The organism is Pseudomonas sp. P4_B3 (assembly GCF_056402295.1).
This window is the reverse complement of sequence record NZ_JBFUHR010000002.1, coordinates 202099-220572: the sequence shown is the minus strand read 5'-3', so window position 1 is coordinate 220572 and position 18474 is coordinate 202099. Positions and strand designations below refer to the sequence as shown.

At 54.1% G+C, this 18474-nt stretch carries 12 protein-coding genes and 3 pseudogenes; 12 read left to right on the top strand and 3 right to left on the bottom strand.

Annotated elements, in window-relative coordinates:
* Window positions 1–305: 305 nt before the first annotated feature.
* From tnpB to AC1DWG_RS03055, 4 genes and pseudogenes are all read left to right on the top strand, one after another.
* A complete protein-coding gene (gene tnpB / locus AC1DWG_RS03070) occupies window positions 306–608 on the top strand; it encodes an IS66 family insertion sequence element accessory protein TnpB (RefSeq protein ID WP_477762157.1) in 303 nt (100 codons plus the stop codon).
* Window positions 586–738, top strand: a pseudogene (locus AC1DWG_RS03065) (IS66 family transposase); the annotation flags it as partial. The gene tnpB and the pseudogene AC1DWG_RS03065, both read left to right, overlap by 23 nt.
* A gap of 1257 nt (window positions 739–1995) precedes the next feature.
* A complete protein-coding gene (locus AC1DWG_RS03060) occupies window positions 1996–3279 on the top strand; it encodes a serine hydrolase domain-containing protein (RefSeq protein ID WP_477762156.1) in 1284 nt (427 codons plus the stop codon).
* A gap of 188 nt (window positions 3280–3467) precedes the next feature.
* Window positions 3468–3674, top strand: a pseudogene (locus AC1DWG_RS03055) (hypothetical protein); the annotation flags it as partial.
* A 269-nt stretch (window positions 3675–3943) separates the two neighbouring features.
* Here the strand turns inward: AC1DWG_RS03055 and AC1DWG_RS03050 are convergent.
* Window positions 3944–4849, bottom strand: a complete 906-nt coding sequence (locus tag AC1DWG_RS03050) for a MurR/RpiR family transcriptional regulator (protein WP_477762155.1) — start codon at window positions 4847–4849, stop codon at window positions 3944–3946.
* A gap of 266 nt (window positions 4850–5115) precedes the next feature.
* Here AC1DWG_RS03050 and AC1DWG_RS03045 point away from each other — a divergent pair, with 266 nt between their 5' ends.
* The 6 genes from AC1DWG_RS03045 (at window position 5116) to AC1DWG_RS03020 (ending at window position 13146) form a co-directional block, all read left to right on the top strand.
* Window positions 5116–6444 (top strand): aspartate aminotransferase family protein, encoded by a 1329-nt coding sequence (locus tag AC1DWG_RS03045; RefSeq protein WP_477762154.1) that lies wholly within the window; start codon window positions 5116–5118, stop codon window positions 6442–6444.
* Between the two features lie 12 nt (window positions 6445–6456).
* On the top strand, window positions 6457–7020 hold the full coding sequence (locus AC1DWG_RS03040) for a carboxymuconolactone decarboxylase family protein (protein WP_477762153.1): 564 nt from the start codon (window positions 6457–6459) through the stop codon (window positions 7018–7020).
* A gap of 566 nt (window positions 7021–7586) precedes the next feature.
* Window positions 7587–7865 (top strand): hypothetical protein, encoded by a 279-nt coding sequence (locus AC1DWG_RS03035; RefSeq protein ID WP_477762152.1) that lies wholly within the window; start codon window positions 7587–7589, stop codon window positions 7863–7865.
* A gap of 951 nt (window positions 7866–8816) precedes the next feature.
* Entirely contained in the window at window positions 8817–10283 is a 1467-nt protein-coding gene (locus AC1DWG_RS03030) for an NAD-dependent succinate-semialdehyde dehydrogenase (protein WP_477762151.1), read from the top strand.
* Between the two features lie 16 nt (window positions 10284–10299).
* The gene (locus AC1DWG_RS03025) at window positions 10300–11706 is read left to right on the top strand and encodes an aminotransferase (protein ID WP_477762150.1); all 1407 of its coding nucleotides are present in this window, start codon (window positions 10300–10302) and stop codon (window positions 11704–11706) included.
* Between the two features lie 969 nt (window positions 11707–12675).
* Window positions 12676–13146, top strand: coding sequence for an Lrp/AsnC family transcriptional regulator (locus AC1DWG_RS03020; protein ID WP_477762149.1), 471 nt, complete (start codon window positions 12676–12678; stop codon window positions 13144–13146).
* 110 nt (window positions 13147–13256) lie between these two features.
* On the opposite strand, the pseudogene AC1DWG_RS03015 reads toward AC1DWG_RS03020, so the two are convergent.
* A pseudogene (locus AC1DWG_RS03015) lies at window positions 13257–13779 on the bottom strand (site-specific integrase); the annotation flags it as partial.
* A 464-nt stretch (window positions 13780–14243) separates the two neighbouring features.
* Window positions 14244–15710 carry a MocR-like pyridoxine biosynthesis transcription factor PdxR gene (gene pdxR, locus AC1DWG_RS03010; protein WP_477774110.1) on the bottom strand — a complete coding sequence of 489 codons (1467 nt, stop codon included), beginning with the start codon at window positions 15708–15710 and terminating at the stop codon, window positions 14244–14246.
* A 297-nt stretch (window positions 15711–16007) separates the two neighbouring features.
* Here pdxR and AC1DWG_RS03005 point away from each other — a divergent pair, with 297 nt between their 5' ends.
* The gene (locus tag AC1DWG_RS03005) at window positions 16008–17075 is read left to right on the top strand and encodes a phosphotransferase (protein WP_477762147.1); all 1068 of its coding nucleotides are present in this window, start codon (window positions 16008–16010) and stop codon (window positions 17073–17075) included.
* Window positions 17072–18391 (top strand): aspartate aminotransferase family protein, encoded by a 1320-nt coding sequence (locus tag AC1DWG_RS03000; protein WP_477762146.1) that lies wholly within the window; start codon window positions 17072–17074, stop codon window positions 18389–18391. Before AC1DWG_RS03005 ends, AC1DWG_RS03000 begins: the two co-directional genes overlap by 4 nt.
* The last annotated feature ends 83 nt before the right edge of the window (window positions 18392–18474 follow it).

Here is an 18474-nt window from a genome sequence, read left to right as displayed (position 1 = left end):
GTGTAACAGATCGACTTCGTCGCAAGCAACAACTAGGTGAAGCACTACACCCCGGCCTTGAATCACATATCTGTTGTTCGCTCCAGGTTCCTAAAGGGAACGGCTGCTTTCTGCAGACGCTGTTTTACGCATTTTTAAAAACTTTCGTGGCTATGTAATCAGCGCCCCCAGTTTATTATCCCTCCAAATCTACAGGATCTTTCAGTCCAACCGGGTCTTTCGTGAGCGCTCCATAGACCCCACATTCAAAGCGCTTAGCTGATTCCGGATGCTGTGCTCCCGATTCCCTCAGGAGCCAGCTCGCCATGATGCGACCCAATGCCAAAGTCGAAAAAGTGTATCTGTACCCCAAGCCGGTCAGCTTCCAAAAAACCATCGACGGCTTGGCTGCGCTAGTCGAGCTGGATATTAAAGTCGCAGTATTTGACCCCGTGCTTTTCGTTTTCCTCAACAAGCCTCGCAATCGGAAGATTTTATGTTGGGAGCGCAACGGCTTCTGCCTTTGGCTCAAGCGCCTTGAGTCCGAACGATTCAAAACATCGCCTGGCGCCACCGACGAGGCGATCGTTCTGACCGTCCAGGAACTTACAGGTGTTGAAAGAGCCTGACCGAGACCCAAGCAGCCAGTCCTGGATGTGGGTGCAAACCGGCGGCCCGCCAGATAAACCAGTGATCCTTTTTGACTACTCCACCAGCCGCGCGCAGGAGGTGCCGACACGCCTGCTCAATGGCTATCGTGAACGCAAGTGAACTGACTGATGAAGCGACGAATCTCCACTGGTGTCAAAACGGGCTTGTGTAGCCGGGCCCCGAGAAGTGCAGAGGACACCTGTCTACCGACTGCACGGCACCCGTTTTAAGGCAGCAAGAACCTGAGCCAGGTCATTTTGGGAGGCGTGAGAATCTATCCTCGGCACGTATCGTGGGGATAGGGACGGACTCACCCGTAGTTGTGATGAAAGACCTGTAATGGGGCTGGAGCGAAGGGGTGGGGATCACATTCGTTGTGCGGGACACAACTCAAACGAGGATGACGTTTTAGTGCAGCGAAAAGCATTCGAGATACCGAAGCCGCTGGTGTGGATGGCGTATCAGGATGTCCGCCGCAACCAGGGCTCGACTGAGAGGGCTAGGAGTGGGAACACAACATCGAGCTGCAGTACATCGTCCAAGATGGACCGCTGACGAACCTCGGCATCTGTGGCGCAACGCAAGCGATCGTTCCGACTTCGACCGTGGCACTGGCGAAAATCGTCTCCTCATTAGTTACGGCATTTCCTTGAAGTAAACAGGCAAGGGCTCCATGGGACTGGCCAGACTTCCAAAACGCTCGACGGGGATAGGTTGGTGGGGGCATCGGCGATGAAAATTGTCTCCCGCCGCGAAGCTTGATTTTACTCGCATTGACCTCCGGATCAACCGTGACATGCAGCCAAGCAATTGAGTCGAAACTCGCTGAAGCCGAAGACCGCTAGGACGCTTTATCGCAACTCTTAGCATTAACCTACTAAGTAATTATGCGTTATAGCTAAGAAAAACGCATTTTTACTTCACTCATATAGTTTTTTTTACGGATTATGACTTTGCTTTGCAGCTAAAGTTTTGCAGCGGCGAGGCGCAACATATCAAGCTATCCCGCCAAACAAAAATAAAAAACAAAAAGGAGACGCAAATGAAAGTTAAGAATTTTCAGTCAGACAATGTCGGCACTGCGATTATTCTGAAGGCAGCTTTTGCAGTGGGCATTGTTCTGTGACGACGATAGCGGAAATGCCCGTATAGATTTATCCGGGCATTTTCTTCATGACCTGGATTCGGATGCATGTATTAGACACGCTCTAAGCGAATCTTCCGATCCTTCCTTTGGCCTGCTTTAGCTCAACATTCAATTTTGCAACTTATATGCAAAGCCTTCAGCTAATAAATACTAGGCTTGCAACCGAATACGATGTGACCTCGAGCTGGCCAACTTCAAAAAACCGGAGAACAACAAAAATGAAAAAAAATCGAGATGTTCATGGAACACCCGGGAAAATCAGCTCCGATCGACTAACAAGAAAGGGAATGATGCGGCGACTCGTAGCGCCGTTATTGGTGTCTTTCACGGCGGCGCTATTGGTACCTTACGCGGTGGCGGGATGTGTTGGGGGCGACGTTGAGCAGCACAACGGGGAGTTGCTTCGAGCGAAGGCGCACTCACTCATTTCCGCAATCACTAGCGGACCCGATGCGGCTCTCGGAGCTGCCGTGTATGTCGAAGCACCTAAATTTTGTATGGAGTACGGCGAGGTGGCCGGCATGACAGAACAGGGTGGACATGAGCTATTGACAACTAATCATCCAGTTGTCGTTTCAAGTGTTACGAAACCCTTCGTGGCCGCTGCAATATTGCGGTTGTGGGAGAGCGGAAAAATCGAACTGGATCAGTCGATTGGTTCTTATATTACTCCGACGCAGGTAAAAATTCTTACGGATGGCGGCTACGATGTTAATGCTATCACCGTCCGGCAACTCCTATCGCATACTGCCGGACTTTTGGATGTGTTCGATACACGCGCCTACGCTGAGATTGAGCAAAGACTGATGTCTGGCGAGCTCAAGCATCGGTTCACTGTGGATGAGCAACTTAAGATGGCGATGGAGGGCGGACCGCGTTTTGCGCCAGGAGAGAGGTTTGAGTACTCCGACACCGGCTATATTCTGCTCGGCGCGATCCTTGAGAAGGCAACAGGCCAATCCATGGCGGAGGCAACGCGCAAGCTTGTCGATTTCAAACGTCTTGGGCTTGTCGACACTTGGTGGGAAGTGCTTGAAACGAAGCCCGAAGGCGTGCTACCGCGGGCGCATCAATACCGTTATAGCCTGTACACTGACCCTAAAGCGTCGAAAGCCAACGGCTGGGACATCTATGACACTACTCCGTTTGATCTGTTCGGCGGTGGGGGGATGGTGTCGACCACAAAGGACCTCTCAAAGTTTTTCTACGCTTTGTTTAACGGGCAAGTTTTCAAGAAGGCAGAAACGATCAATCTCATGACATCCGTCTTCAATACGGCTACTCCCCGAGATCCGGGGGCGGAGCTCTATGGTCATGGCGTGCGGATCATGAAAGTCGGAGATATTACCGTGTATGTGCATGGTGGCGCGTGGGGGGCATATGTAGCATACGCGCCGACATTGAATATGTCTGTTAGCGTCATTGGTTTGAAAAAAGACTCTTTAGACAAATACCGCGCCGCTACCCTCGAGCTGATTTCGGAAGCGGCGAAACTCAGGTGAGCGAGCTGTCGGGATTGATGCATTATTTGGTACTTGCTCAGAAAGATACGCCGGGCGGAGGTTTTATGATCGCACCCGCCCGGGGTGCGATTACTGACCGGTGTACTGCAGTTGGTTCCTGATCAGTTCTACCGACTCGGCTGGCTCAGGCCCGCGGCCTTGAAGATGGCGTGGGCCTGAGCTTCGTACCGAAACGCCCTGAAGCGCTTCGCAAACGGGGCCTGCGGGGCGGTAGTCTGCTGAGACTTGATTTCGTGGTCGATCTCTACGACGCAATCAGTATTGAGTACGCAGTTCCTGTCGGGGGGGATGTCGAAGCATAGTGGGCTCACCGCGACTTGTCATTGCTGATGGCTCTGAACCTTGTTGACACCATGAAAGAAGGTGCCCCAGCCTAGAATATCCTGACTTATGGTGCGTGGTGGGTAATGCTACTGCCATACTCTGCATCTAATCATGGGGGAGATAAGCAAAGACCCCCTGGGGCTTGGCAAACTGTTTCTGCTGATCGGAAGAGCTGGGCGCTTACGTCGGTCTCTGTACATGACCATGCCGGTGAAGTGGTCGTCGGGGCAATCGATAAAGGGGCAAATAGACCAATCAGCGGGGTAAAAAAAACGGCCCCCATGGCACCTTGACGGACCCAATCCGCCGGGGGGGGGGGTCAGAGGGAGGTGTTCAGCTCGCTGATAAGGGTTTCGCGGTATTTGAGGGCGGACACCGAGGATTCGCCCAGATTGCTGGCGACGGCACTCAGCAGGCCTTGGGCCAATAACATAAACGCACACATGCTGTTACTGAAAAACAGACTGTGGTTGGGCACATAGAAACTGTACAGAGCAACCTTCGCCAGGGGGGAACTGGCGGAATCCGTTAGGGCAATCACCTTTATTGCATGCTTCGCTGCAACTTCCGCGGTCGCCAGCACACTGGGCGTGTAGGGGAAGCAACTGGACACTACCAGCAGGTCTCCTTCGTCCATCTGCGCCAAGGCATCTGCAACGCCTTGGCGGCTGTTGTCCAGGGTCGAGACATCCGGGCGCAGCATACCCAGACCGTAGGACATGAACATTGCTAGGGAATTGAACTGGCGCATGCCATGGATTCGAACCCGGCGGGCACTGGACAGCAGCTCCACCGTTTGCACGAACACTGCCGGGTCAACCTGCTCGATCATGCTGGCGATGTTCGCGCTTTCCTGACGACCCAGGCGGGTCAGCTGATTCATGTTATCCATGTCACCAGTGCTCACCACTAGTCGCGAAGCCTGATCGCTGTAGAAGTGTTTGCCCTCAGTCATTTCTCGACGAAACACATCCTGCAGCTTGCTGAATCCGCCATAGCCCAGACGCTGGGCCAACCGGGACAACGTCGATGCGTTGACTGCCAATTGTTGCGCCAATTCGCTGATGGACGACACGGCTGTCCGTTGTGGTGATTCTATCAGCGCCATCAGCACCCGCCTTGAGCTGCTACCCAATGCAATGTCCACCTCGCGTCGCTCGATGGAATCCAGCAGCTGTTTCAACCCGGTGATGGTATCGGGCAGGGGGGGCGGGGTGTTCGTCATTTGGACAGTCCATTCACGATAAGAGAAAGGCATCAGGAGGCGTTATGCACTAACCCGATGCTTTTCGGCAAGGTACACAGGCATTTGCAGATGCCGCAATAGAAAAGTGCTTTTGTGTCGTCCAACATGACCGGCGCCGCATGAAGCTCTTGCCCCTTGGAGCCAGATCTGGACTTTCCTGCCAGTAGGGCGAGGAATAATGAGCAAATAATAATTGCATATTATTTAAATGCATTTATTATTTGCATAAAGCACCGGAGGGAAACATGAGCCACGTATTTCACCGCAGCCTCACGCAACATTACCCTGTCGCCGTCAAGGGCGATGGCCCTTACATTATCGACAGTGCTGGGCGTCGCTATCTGGATGCCAGTGGCGGGGCGGCCGTCTCGTGCCTTGGCCACAGCGATCCTCAGGTGATCGATGCGATCCGCCAGCAGGTCGGACAGTTGGCTTACGCTCACACCTCATTCTTTACCACCGAGGTCATGGAGGAGTTGGCCGATTTTCTGGTGTCTCGTGCGCCGCAGGGTATTGACTCGGTGTATTTCGTCTCGGGCGGTTCGGAGGCAGTGGAGGCAGCACTTAAACTGGCCCGGCAATACTTCGTCGAAATCGGTCAGCCGCAACGCAAGCATCTGATTGCGCGCCGTCAGAGTTACCACGGCAACACCCTTGGCGCTCTGGCCACAGGCGGCAATGAGTGGCGTCGAAAACAGTTCGAACCGCTGTTGATCAATGTCAGCCATGTTAGTCCTTGCTATGCCTACCGCGAGCAGTGCGAAGGCGAAACACAGCAAGCAATGGGCCTGCGTCTGGCGGCGGAATTGGAGGCGGAAATTCTCCGTTTGGGCGCCGAAAATGTCATGGCGTTTGTCGCGGAACCGGTCGTTGGGGCGACGCTGGGTGCAGTGACGGCGGTACCCGGTTACTTCAAGGCGATTCGCGAAGTGTGTGACCGCTATGGGGTTCTATTGATTCTCGACGAAGTGATGTGCGGCATGGGCCGGACCGGGACATTGTTCGCTGCCGAACAGGAAGGGATCAGCGCCGACCTGATTACCGTTGCCAAAGGACTGGGCGCCGGTTACCAACCGATAGGTGCGACCCTGGTGAGCAAGAAAATCCGCGACGCCATCGCCAATGGCTCTGGATTTTTCCAGCACGGACACACGTATATCGGCCATGCCACGGCGTGCGCGGCGGCACTCGCAGTGCAGAAAACTATAGAGGAACGCGGTTTGCTGGCGCGGGTCAATGTACTAGGTCGGGGATTGCAGGATCGCCTGATCGAGTTACTGGGCACTCATCCGAACGTAGGCGATATTCGCGGTCGCGGTTTGTTTCAGGGGGTGGAGTTGGTGGCCGATCGGACAAGCAAAAAACCGTTTGATCCGTCGCTCAAGCTACACGCGAAAATCAAAAAAACCGCCATGGCAGAAGGACTGATGTGCTATCCAATGGGCGGAACTGTCAATGGTCAGTATGGCGACCACATCCTGCTGGCACCGCCATTTATTCTCGAGGACAGTCATTTGGATGAGATCGCCAGCAAACTGGTGAATGCCATTCGCCTCACACTCAAGGACCTTTAAGGAGTTTGGCCGATGTTCGTTCAATCGCGTCTCACTGCACTTGCCGACGATCAGATCAATGATGCTCAGCGGGCGGTACTCACGGAGATTCTCAGTGGCCCTCGAGGCAACCTCGATGGTCCATTCCTTGCCTGGATTCATAGTCCGGAACTGGCCAGCCATGCTCAGCGACTGGGTGCGTTTTGTCGCTACAGCACGCGCCTGGAATTACGTCTGACCGAGTTGGCCATTTTGTTCACCGCTAGTTGGTGGCAGTCCCAGGCCGAATGGCAGATCCACGAACCTATCGCTCGCCAGGCGGGTGTCACCGATGCGGTCATTGAAGCACTACGACATCAAGCCGAGCCTGATTTTGAGCGGGAAGACGAACGTGTGGTCTACCGCGTCGCCAAAGCGTTGTATCAGGATCGTCGTGTGAATGATGCGCTGTATGCGCAGGCCATCGAAACCTTTAACGAGCCAGCGGTCGTCGAGTTGGTCGGGGTGTTGGGTTACTACGCATTGGTGGCAATGACCCTGAACGTGTTTGCGGTGCGCCGCGGCACCGATGTGCCATTGCCGTTCCCGGAGCCTTGATTCACGGTAATCTAGGAGCGCAATCTCCCAGTCTGTTTGTGGCTAAGCTGCGTTCGTCGACTTTGGCGAATGCACAGGCGATGGCTACATTTTAAGGGGGGTAAGCGTTCGGCGGTGTTCGCGTAGCTGCGTATGTTTAAAGAGATTACATCTGAGGCGCGTTGGGTCTCTGATTTGCGGGCACGTTCAAGGCATCGTATTTCGTCTTTAGTCTATTAGTCGACCCTGGTGTTTAGCTCGTTCATTGTTCTTGGGTTATAAGTGTCCGGCCAGGCTTAGCCTGGAGGCAGTAGCGTCAGCCGTGCTGATCTTGCCCGCGTCAATTTGATACATTTGTATTCCTAGCCGAGTTTGAATGACGGCAGCCCAAGACCAGGTGTTGAACATTAAGAACTGCGCCCCGCGCTACCAGCGATCACTTTAACTTGGCCGGCTGAAATGCGTGTTCATCTCTGCACTCAGCTTGAATTATCACTAGGGGCCACTGGATGATATTTATCGCCAAAATCTATTCGGCCCTGCGTATTGCGGCACACCTTTACACTGCCAATTTATAGGAGGTCTAAATGCTTGTGCTTACGGACATGCAGCGCGCATACCTTAAAAAAATACGAGCCCTTAGCGCAGACCTTCAGGGCAACGAAGTATTTGCTGGCCTGACGCTCGAGGAGTCAATGCGGTTCAATTGCTTGAGTGAGTCGCTTTTGGGGCAGGATCATCGCACGCAGGAAGATGTGGACGAGTATCTCGCCCTCCACCAAAAGCACGAGCGTGATCGACTATCAAGTGATAGGCGCAGTGATAGAGGCGCAGCAAAACAGATCGTTACTACACAAAAGAACTGAATATCAGCCTTGCCACAGTCAAGCATCACTGAAACAAAGCTTTATCTGACCGGGAATACCCCACTATCCCGCTGTAGGGCGGGCTTTGACGTCCGCACCTGCTCCGCGCAAAATATCGTGCTCACCCAGCAAGCTGGCTACATCACAGGCCTTGTCCCACAAACCTAGCGAATGACCATGAAGTAGCAGATAAGCAATGCGCGGATGAGCTGGGACTGTTGCCGCTGACCGAAAACTGACCCAGCCAATCCCGTATATCTATTGTGAACGGCATCAGCATAGAGTTGACGCAGCCCGTCGTAACGATTTAGGCCGAGTTGCTCGGATAAACGCGTCGTTGTAGCGTGCTGGACGCCGACTAAAGGCGTCTGCTCACACATTGATGCCAGCGCCACGTAATTCTGATGTTCGATAATATAGCGCGCCAACCCCCTCAATGTTCGACGATATCAATGTCGCCAATTCGTTATGACGCAGCGTACTATCTTGCAGACCACGAATAAGGTTTACGTGGCGCAAGTATGACGGCTTGCGTTTGAGGCTTTTCTCCAAATGCGACAGGTCGGGGCCGAGGCCAGCATATAGGCTTTGCCCAACGGCGCACTCCTCACCCAAGTTAAACTATAGGTCGCAACACATAGTGCTGGCGCTATTGCCGTCCGCATAGCCGCAGGCGCTTTTGTGATCAGTTGGCGCGGTAGATCGACGACGTTATTGCTGTATTAGTACGGATGTTGCTGCCGTTCCCCCTTGTACCCCCGATCGTACCTCCAGTTCTGGTAATGCACGGTGTCTCAAGCATGTTTGCCTTGGGAAAAACCGATGCGCATAAAATAATCGATGTCACATATAAAAACGCAGTAATTATCCACTTGGCAGATGTTTATTGATGTTTGGCACTGTTTCAGATCAATAAACTGGTACCAACAACATTATGCTCAAGTGGTATCCATGAAAAATCTTGCCAAAAGTGCTCTGAGTCACCTTGCCCGCCCAGATCTCCTGGAAACACGTGCCTACATCAATGGAGAGTGGATTGATGTTGATTCTCGCCTAGCTGTTATCGACCCGGCCACCAATGAAAAAATCGCGGAAGTCGCCCATTGTGAAGTCATCTGGGTTGATCGCGCCGTTGAAGCAGCCGGTGCAGCATTCCCTGCCTGGCGCGATTTGCTACCAGTTCAGCGGGGACTAATTCTCCGTAAATGGGCGGCACTGACTCGCGAGCATGCCCAGGATTTGGCGGTGATCATGACCGCCGAACAAGGCAAGCCTCTTGCGGAGTCCTTGGGGGAAATCTCCTATGGTGCGGCGTTCTTGGATTGGTTCGCTGCTGAAGGCGAGCGTTGCTACGGAGAGACCATTCCAAGCCACTTGGCTGGTAGTCAGCTTCTGACGAAATTGCAGCCTATCGGAGTGACCGCCGCGATCACCCCTTGGAATTTCCCCAGCGCAATGATTACTCGTAAGGCGGGTGCTGCATTGGCGGCAGGTTGCACGATGATCGTGAAACCGGCGCCTGAGACGCCGCTATCGGCTCTGGCTCTGGCCAAGCTCGCGGAGGAGGCTGGTATTCCTGCCGGTGTATTCCAGGTCCTGACCGGTGACGCGATCGAGCACTCTGCTCGCCTGTTGCAGCGCGCTGAGGTACGTGGATTCAGTTTCACCGGGTCTACCGAGGTAGGGAAGCTGCTGCTGAAGCAGTCCGGTGACACAGTGAAAAAAGTGTCGCTCGAATTGGGCGGGCATGCGCCTTTCATCGTATTTGATGACGCGTCGATTGATGAGGCGGTTGCGGGCTGCATGGGTGCCAAATTCGCAACATCAGGGCAGGACTGTCTCGGTGCCAACCGCATTTATGTTCAGCGTGGCCATTACGAAAAATTCATCGAAGCCTTCGCTGCTGCTACCAACAAGTTGACGGTGGGGCATGGGCTTGAGAAAGGTGTCGATATCGGCCCAATGACTCGTCGTTCGGTCGCTATTAAGTGCCGCGACCATATTGAGAACGCTACCTCCTTAGGTGCGCGCATTGTGGTTGGTAGCGCGGCTATTCAGGGAAACTTTGTAACTCCAACCGTACTATCAGATGTCACCGACGAAATGGACATCGCATTCGAAGAAACCTTTGGGCCAGTGGCTGCGATTCTTCCTTTTGATACAGAGGAGGAGGTCCTCCGTCGCGCTAACAAAACCGAATTTGGCCTTGCAGCCTACGTTTATACCAATGATTTGCGTCGGGCACTTCGGTTATCTGATCGATTGGAGTACGGCATGGTCGCGCTCAACACTCCGAAGTTTACTGGTGCCCCCATTCCATTCGGCGGCTGGAAGCAATCCGGCCTGGGCCGAGAAGGTTCCAGACACGGCCTCGCTGAATACATGGAACTCAAATACGTCTGCTTCGGCAACTTGTGAGAACTGAGGAAACAATATGAATAAGCAAACACATGATTTGATTGCAGCTCAGGACCGTAATACCGTCCTGCACCCGTTTACCAATCTGAAAGATTTCGCCACTGGCAAACTGGGTGATCCCACCATCGTTGAGTCTGGTAAGGGCATCCGTATCACTGACTCCACCGGTCGTGAATACATTGATGGTTTTGCCGGCTTGTATTGCATGAACGTTGGTTACGGTCGTACTGAAGTGGCTGAGGCCATTTCTCGCCAGGCTCACAAGCTCGCCTACTACCATAGTTATGCTGCTCACACGACGGACGAGCTGGCTCGTCTGTCCGATCGCCTTGTACGCATGGCACCCGGCAAGATGAGCAAGGTGTTTTACGGCCTTTCGGGTTCGGACGCTAACGAAACTCAAGCCAAGCTGGTCTGGTACTACAACAACCTGCGTGGTCTGCCAAGGAAGAAAAAAATCATTACCCGTGATCGTGGCTATCACGGTTGCTCAGTAATTTCGGGCTCGATGACCGGGATGAGCTTCTACCACGATTACATGGACTTGCCTGTCACCGGCATCCTGCGTACCGGGGCTCCACACTATTACTGGGGGGCTGAAGCAGGCGAAACTGAAGAGCAGTTCTCCGCTCGTCGCGCACAGGAGCTGGAAGAGCTGATCTTGCGTGAAGATCCGGACACCATCGGTGCTTTCATTGCTGAACCCGTGCTGGGCACGGGTGGTATCACTCCACCACCTGCTGGCTATTGGGCTGCGATCCAGCCAGTCCTTAAGAAGTACGACATCCTTCTGATTGCTGACGAGGTGATCACAGGATTTGGTCGCACTGGCGCCATGTTTGGCTGCGATAAGTACGGCATCGAGCCAGACCTTATCACTGTCGCAAAAGGTTTGACTTCGGCATACGCCCCGCTGTCTGCAGCTATCGTCGGCGAGAAAGTGTACAAGGTAATGGAGGAGGGGGCTGATCGAGTCGGTGCGTTCTCTCACGGGTATACCTATTCTGGCCATCCAATTGGTGTCGCTGCGGCAAATGCTGTCCTGGACATCGTTGAGCAAGAAGATATCCCCGGCAACGCCGCTCGAGTAGGGGCTTATCTGCAGAACAACCTCAAGGAAGTGTTTGGTAGCCTGCCGATTGTTGGAGAGGTTCGTGGCGTAGGTTTGATGGCGGCACTAGAGTTTGTCGCGGATCCGGCTACTAAGAAGCGCTTCGATCCTGCCCTGAAAGTAGGTGCTCGTGTCTCTAAGGCTGCTCGTGATCTGAACCTGATTGCCCGGGCAATGCCTCATGGCGAGATCTTGGGTTTCGCTCCACCTCTGGTGACCACCGAAAAAGAAGTTGATCAGATTATTGATCTTGCCCATCAAGCGGTACAAAAAGTTATCAAAGAACTGACTGCTGAAGGCGCTCTGCGCTGATTCTTAAGGAGGCGCTGAACCATTTATCGGTTCGCGCCTTCCGCCATTTTTAAGCCGATGCCATCAGTCCACCGGGTTTGTTTAGTTGGCGGCGGCGGCATTGTTTTAAGTTCAAAAATATCCGTTAAATGAGGACTGCGTCCTCCCCCCCCCTAGAGGTTTTGGGTCAGCTTTCAAATGTTGTTCTGGTACGAGCGCTGGGTAAAAGTTTTTAGACTTTTCAGTAGTTGGTAGTTGGAGTTACTGCGCCAGTAGTTCCTAACCTGGCAAGGCCAATAGTTCCATTTCTATGCCGTTTCCCCGAGTTGGCGCGCTAATAAAAACGCTAGTCTTTCGGCGAAGACGACGCGTCAATTGACCCGTCAGGGGATGTCGATTACCTGTGCTTTCGTTCAATTAAATTTGGTGAGTTGCCGCAATGATGCCGATAGGGCGCGCTGCCAAGGTACGTATTGCATCCCGAGCGTGGATAAAGAACCACCTGTGGTACAGAAACTGATTTGCGCTATGATTCGTGAAATAAATGATATTTCAACCGTTTGTAGCAATTGTGAATCAATCTCTCCTTGTTGTTTTGAGTTTCATTGCATTTACACGGAAATCATACTCCGGTAAATAACGCAGTGTCTTAGTTAATAGTCAGATAGACCTCCGTGAGCTGACAGAGGGCCGTGCCAGTGGCAGGCGTTTTACTACGATTTTCGAAAAGTGAAGCGAGACGAAGGGACCAATTTCCCAGCCTCAGCTATGGTTAGTGGTGTCGCAATTCCAATTGATTCAATATGGATGTTTTGACGCAGAAAAACAGCTGTTTATAACCGTTTTGCGCATTTTATGAGCAATATTATGGTCTAAACGCGGCGTTGCCCTAAAGATTGGTTTATGAGATCCTGAGCATGTATCGCGGCGTTTTCTGTTGATATTTTAGCTTTTGCCGCGTTATATGACGAATGCTGGAGGAAAAACTGCATGATTTCTTTGGATAGAATTGATGCGAGCATACTGGGCGTAGTCCAAAAAAATAATCGAATAACTTCCGAGGAGTTGGGCAACACTGTGGGCTTGTCTGCGACGGCATGCCAACGGCGACTGAAAGCGTTGCGAAAGGACGGTGTTATCGAAGGTGATGTGTCAATCGTGTCGCCTAAGGCAGTGGGGCGTCACGTCTTTATGTTGGTGCTTGTTTCTCTAGAGCGAGAGCGAGCCGATATCATTGATAAATTCAAAAAATCTATCCGTAACACTCCGGAGGTTATGACAGGTTACTACGTAACAGGAGACTCTGATTTCGTACTGGTTATAACCTCCAAGGATATGGAGGATTACGAACGATTCACCAGGCGATTCTTCTACGAGAATTCGGACATTAAAAGTTTCAAGACATTAGTAGTAATGGACAGGGTGAAGGCTGGATTTGAGCTTCCGATAGATGTCGAGTAGTTCAGCGCTCTAAGGGGGGTTGGTAAGCACCTTGTTTTATGGTTAGAAATTAGGTTTCTCGGTGCGTTGTCGGGATCAACAATTGATGCAAGTTTCCAACTGCTCCTGCGTTAATTTTGAGCATGAGCACAATGAGTGATCGGCGTGGGTGTCCGCGTCTCTGTCGCCGCGTACGCTGGAAAAGACAACATCGACTTGATTGGCGCGTGCTCGTAAGTTGAGGACAACACGGCACTCAGTCGATCGCCCAACAGGTTCCAGGCGCTTTTCTTCTCTTCGGCATAGTCGTGATGCAGGTAGTGGCGTCTCACTCGTGAATCCGCCAGTACATGATTTTGGCAGCGATCGATGACGTCCAGGCTGATACCCAAGGCCTGCATCATGGTTGCTCCCGTACGGCGTAGGTCATGCGGTGTCCATTCCCCATTCAAACCACCAGACAGCACCAGGGTGTCATCATGTCGGCGACGTGCTAACGGCTTGCGATTTTTGAAGCGTGATTGGCGGTCCCCAACCTGCTTGCTGACGACCTGGAGATCGACATGCCAATTATGATGCTTCGCGGAAGCACCATTGAGAGTGTCCTGTGAGCTGACGAAGCTTGCTGAAATAGTGGGTTGCAAACGCAGATAGGATCCGTTCCCTGCTGATCAAATCCGATGAGATCGGTGGTCTGCGACCCGTTTCTGGTCCAACCGGAGTTAGGTTCGCTGTCGTTCATGCGGTGCTCTACTGCGTTCCAGTCGTACCATTGGAAAAATCCACTCACCGAACGACCCTTCCGTGTCGATGACCGCACCCGAATTTTCCATGGCGATTACGCGGTGGAAACCGGTAGCAATGTTCAATACCGAGTCTGCTCGCAGACTGAGGGTACACATAGAGGTAGAAAATTTTTCGAACTCAAAATTTCCCTTTATTTTCAATAACAAAGAGAAAAGTTCGATTCCGGCTTCGCTGAAGTCAGGTCGCTGGCATCGGACTCGTAACTGCATTGGGTTCGTCTCGATACGTCCAGAAGCACCGCTAGCGTTTGCTGGCTGGCGCCTATGCGTTTGCGCTCCGTTCGAAGCCGACTACCGATTGAATCCATGACCTTATCCTGCTGTTATCGAGTCGTAGAGCTGCCTCAGGCGCTGAACCGCCGGGGCGATATCCGGCTCCTTGATGCCTCCGTACCCCAGCACCAGAAGATCATCATCGACGGTTACATCGAGCTGGTAGGAGCCCCTCAGGGTCAGGCCAAACTCCGGTGCACGACGAATCATTTCCCGGGCAATGCCTTTGGGGGTAACGGTGACTGCGAGGTGGATTCCCGCAGCGCCTGCGGAGAACTGAATCTTAGAGCCAAACTGCTGGAGCAGACTTCTCTGCAAGAGATTTCTTCTTCCAGCGTACACGGTCCGCATCTTCCGAATGTGACTCGCGAAGTGCCCCTCCTGGATGAAGTCCGCCATAGCTGCCTGGACGGGGAGGAGGCCTGGGCGATACAGCTGGGTCATCCCTTTGCTGAAGGCGTCAGCCAGGGGCTCAGGTACCACCAGGTAGCTCAAGCGCAGACCAGGGAAAGCCACCTTGCTGAAGGTCCCGAGATAGATAACTCGGTGCTTGGTATCGAGCCCCTGCAGTGATGGCAGAGGCTCGGTGTCGTAGCGAAACTCGCTGTCGTAGTCGTCCTCGAGGATCCAGATGTTCCGCGCATCGCTGAACGCAAGCCACTCCCGGCGGCGCTGCAGCGACATGATGTTGCCAGTGGGGTATTGATGCGATGGCGTGATGAACGCGAAGCGGGGATTAGCATCGTTGGCCAACTCAGGAAGGCAGGCCCCATCCGAGTCGATTGCAATGGGTTGAGTAGCGAGGCCGGCGGCTGAAAAGACGACTGGAGCTCCCCAGTGGCAAGGCGTCTCGATCAGCACGCTGTCACCCGGATCACTCAACAATTTTGCCACTAGGTCCAATGACTGGTGGGTGCCCATCGTGACGATGATCTGCTCGGATCTGCACTTCACCGCTCTGGATGCGTACAGGTAGGAGGCGAGCGCTTCACGAAGCCGGCGGTATCCTCCGTGCTCAACGTACCCGGTGAGCTCCATACGGTTTTTCCCGAAGTACCTGTTCTGCAGCCGTTTCCAGATGTGAAAGGGGAAGAGGTCTGCATCGGCTACACCAGGCACGAAGGCGCCACCTGCCTTGGCGAGGCCAGTGACCCTGGACGTTATCGCCAAGCCGCGGCGCGAAAGCAGAGCTGCTGTGTACTCGGCTTCCTCAACCTTCTTAGCCGGTAGATAGGTTTGCGGAAGAGTGTCCGCTACGTACGTACCGCTGCCGGGGCGTGAATACAGATAGCCCTCCTCGGTGAGCCGCTCGTACGCCAATGACACGGTGATACGGGAGATTTGCAGCTGATCGGCCAGAGATCGCGTGGACGGCATTTTGAAATCCACGGGCAAGCTCCCCTGAAGGATGGAGTCTTGGATGATTCGATAGATCTGCCTCTGCAGCGTTTCACTGCCTTCCCTATCAAGCTTCCCAACCAAGAAGTCGTGGATTCGCGCGCTCATAAACTGGACCCAAGCTCAGCAAGTATTTGCGCCTTAAAGGTAAGTCCAATAGCGAGCGATGTCAGCCCTGTATTTCAAAATCGGCCCGGAACTCGCGCTCATGCGCATCCTGGCCCCGGTAACCGGACCTCAGCCTGAACTGTCTTTAGGTTGTGCCGGCGCTTTTCGAAGGGGATCTAAAAGTGGACTTATAAGCTAGATAACTCTGGCTCTAATACTTCAGTCCAATCTGCATTATCGTCACTTCCGCTGCGCAGAGCAGCCGCTGATTCCGATGTTTATTCAGAGTGACGATCCGTGAAAACTCAAACCAATGCGCCGAATGATCATGTCCTCACCGCTGCTGTTCCGCAGGCCTCTGACGAGCAGGCACAGGCCGTGGCGTTGGAGCAGTTCGGTCTGCACTGCCAGGCACAACTGCTCGCCGGCGAACGTGACCTGAACTTCCATCTTCGCTGCCAGGATGGCCGTCAGTTCCTGCTGAAGGTTTCCAACTCAGCAGAGGACGTCAACGTAGCCGACTTCCAGAACAAGGCGCTTCTTCACGTCGAGCGCACGGACCCCACCCTGCCCGTATCGCGTGTTTATCCGAATCAGTCCGGCACCTATCAGATTCCGGTCGAACTGGGTGGACAACAGGTCCTGGTGCGCCTGCTCTCCTTCGTCGAGGGTGTACCGCTCAACAGGATCGAAGCTCCCAGCCAAATGCTGAGGGAGAACCTGGGCGTACACCTGGCTCGCTTGGGCATTGCCCTGCGCGGCTTCTTCCATCCGGCTGCCGGCCATGAGCTTCTGTGGGACATCAAGCACTGTTCGCGCATGGGCAGTTTGCTGGATCTGATTCCCGATCTCGAAGGCCGGAGCCTGGTAGCCCGGTTCCTCGAGAACTTCGAAACCTACGCGCTCCCACGTCTTCAAGGTCTCCGTGGTCAGGTCATTCACAACGACCTCAACTTCCACAACGTGATCGTTGAACGTGATCGTCCGGAGAACATCCGCAATATCCTTGACTTCGGCGACATGGTGCATGCGCCGCTGATAAACGATCTGGCCGTGGGCGCCTCCTACCAGTTGGGCGCTGGCGAGCACGTTCTATCCCAGGCGCTGCCCTTCATCGGTGCGTACAACAGCGTATGCCCGCTGGAAGAGGTTGAGCAGGAGATCCTCTTCGATCTCATTGCTGCACGCATGGTGATGACCGTCGCCATCACGAACTGGCGCGCGACGATGTATCCGGAAAACCGAGCGTACATCCTGCGCAATGCCCCATCCGCGTGGGTCGGCCTCCGTGGCTTCTCAAACATTCCCCGTGGACTCGCTCAAGAACAAATCGCTCGCATCTGCTCGAAGGAGGCAGTGGCATGACAATGGTTAATGGCTTCACGGCGACCGACGCCGAACATCTCTCCCAGGAAGAGCGCGGGCTCATCGCGCGCCGCGACCAGACCCTCGGCCCGGCATATCGCCTCTTCTACGAGCGTCCCCTGCACATCGTGAAGGGGGAGGGCGTGTGGCTCTACGACGCCGACGGCAAGCGCTACCTGGACGCCTACAACAACGTCGCATCGATCGGTCACTGCAACCCGCACGTGGTCAACGCGATCTGCGAGCAGGTGAAGGTGCTGAACACGCATACGCGCTATCTGCACGAGGGCATCCTGAACTATGCAGACAAACTGCTGGCGACGTTCCCTTCGTACTTGAATCACGTGATGTTCACCTGTACCGGCAGCGAAGCGAACGACCTGGCCTTGCGAATCGCCAAGCAGTACACCGGCGGTACTGGCGTGATCGTCACCGAACTCGCCTACCACGGCATCACTGACCTGGTGTCTGCTGTCTCTCCCTCGTTGGGAGCAGGCGTCGAGCTGGGCACGTTCGTCCGCAAAGTCCGCGCACCTGATGCCTACCGCCTAGGCGTCGAAAATGTTGCGCGGGTCTTCGCGGAGGATGTCCGCGCGGCCATCGATGACATGCGCGCCAATGGCATCAAGCCTGCGGCCATTCTCTTCGACGGCATTTTTGCCAGCGATGGCGTACTGTCCGACCCTGCCGGCTTTGCGAAGGATGCAATCGCCCTGGCGAAGCAGGAAGGCCTGCTGTACATCGCCGACGAAGTCCAATCCGGCTTCGGGCGCACTGGCTCCCATCTCTGGGGCTTCCAGCGCCACGGCGTCGAGCCCGATATCGTGACCATGGGTAAACCCATGGGCAATGGTCAGCCGATCGCCGCCGCGGTCATGCGCTCTGATGTCGTCGAAGAGTTCGGCCGTACCGCTCGCTACTTCAACACCTTCGGTGGCAACCCGGTGTCCTGTGCTGCGGCTAATGCCGTGTTGGACGTCATCCAGAACGAAGGACTGCTGCGCAACTGCGCGTCGGTCGGTGCTTACCTGAAGGCTGGAATCGAGGAGCTTGCCAAGCGTTACGAAGTCATCGGCGACGTTCGCGGCGCAGGCCTGTTCCTAGGGGTTGAGCTGGTTAGCGATCGCTCCACCAAACCCCCCGATGCCGACGCCACGCGCCAGGTGGTCAACGGGCTGCGTGAGCGCGGCGTGCTGATCAGTTCTGCCGGTCCGATGGAAAACATTCTGAAGGTTCGTCCTCAGCTGATCTTCCAGCGAGCGCAGGCGGACATCTTCATCGAAACCCTCGACAGCGTACTTGGCGATCTCAAGTAAGCGCTGCCAAGGCCGGAGTGGGGGCGCGAAATGTTCCCACTTCGCCTAGGAAATTTTGGTCACTGTCTAGTAACGGAGGTACG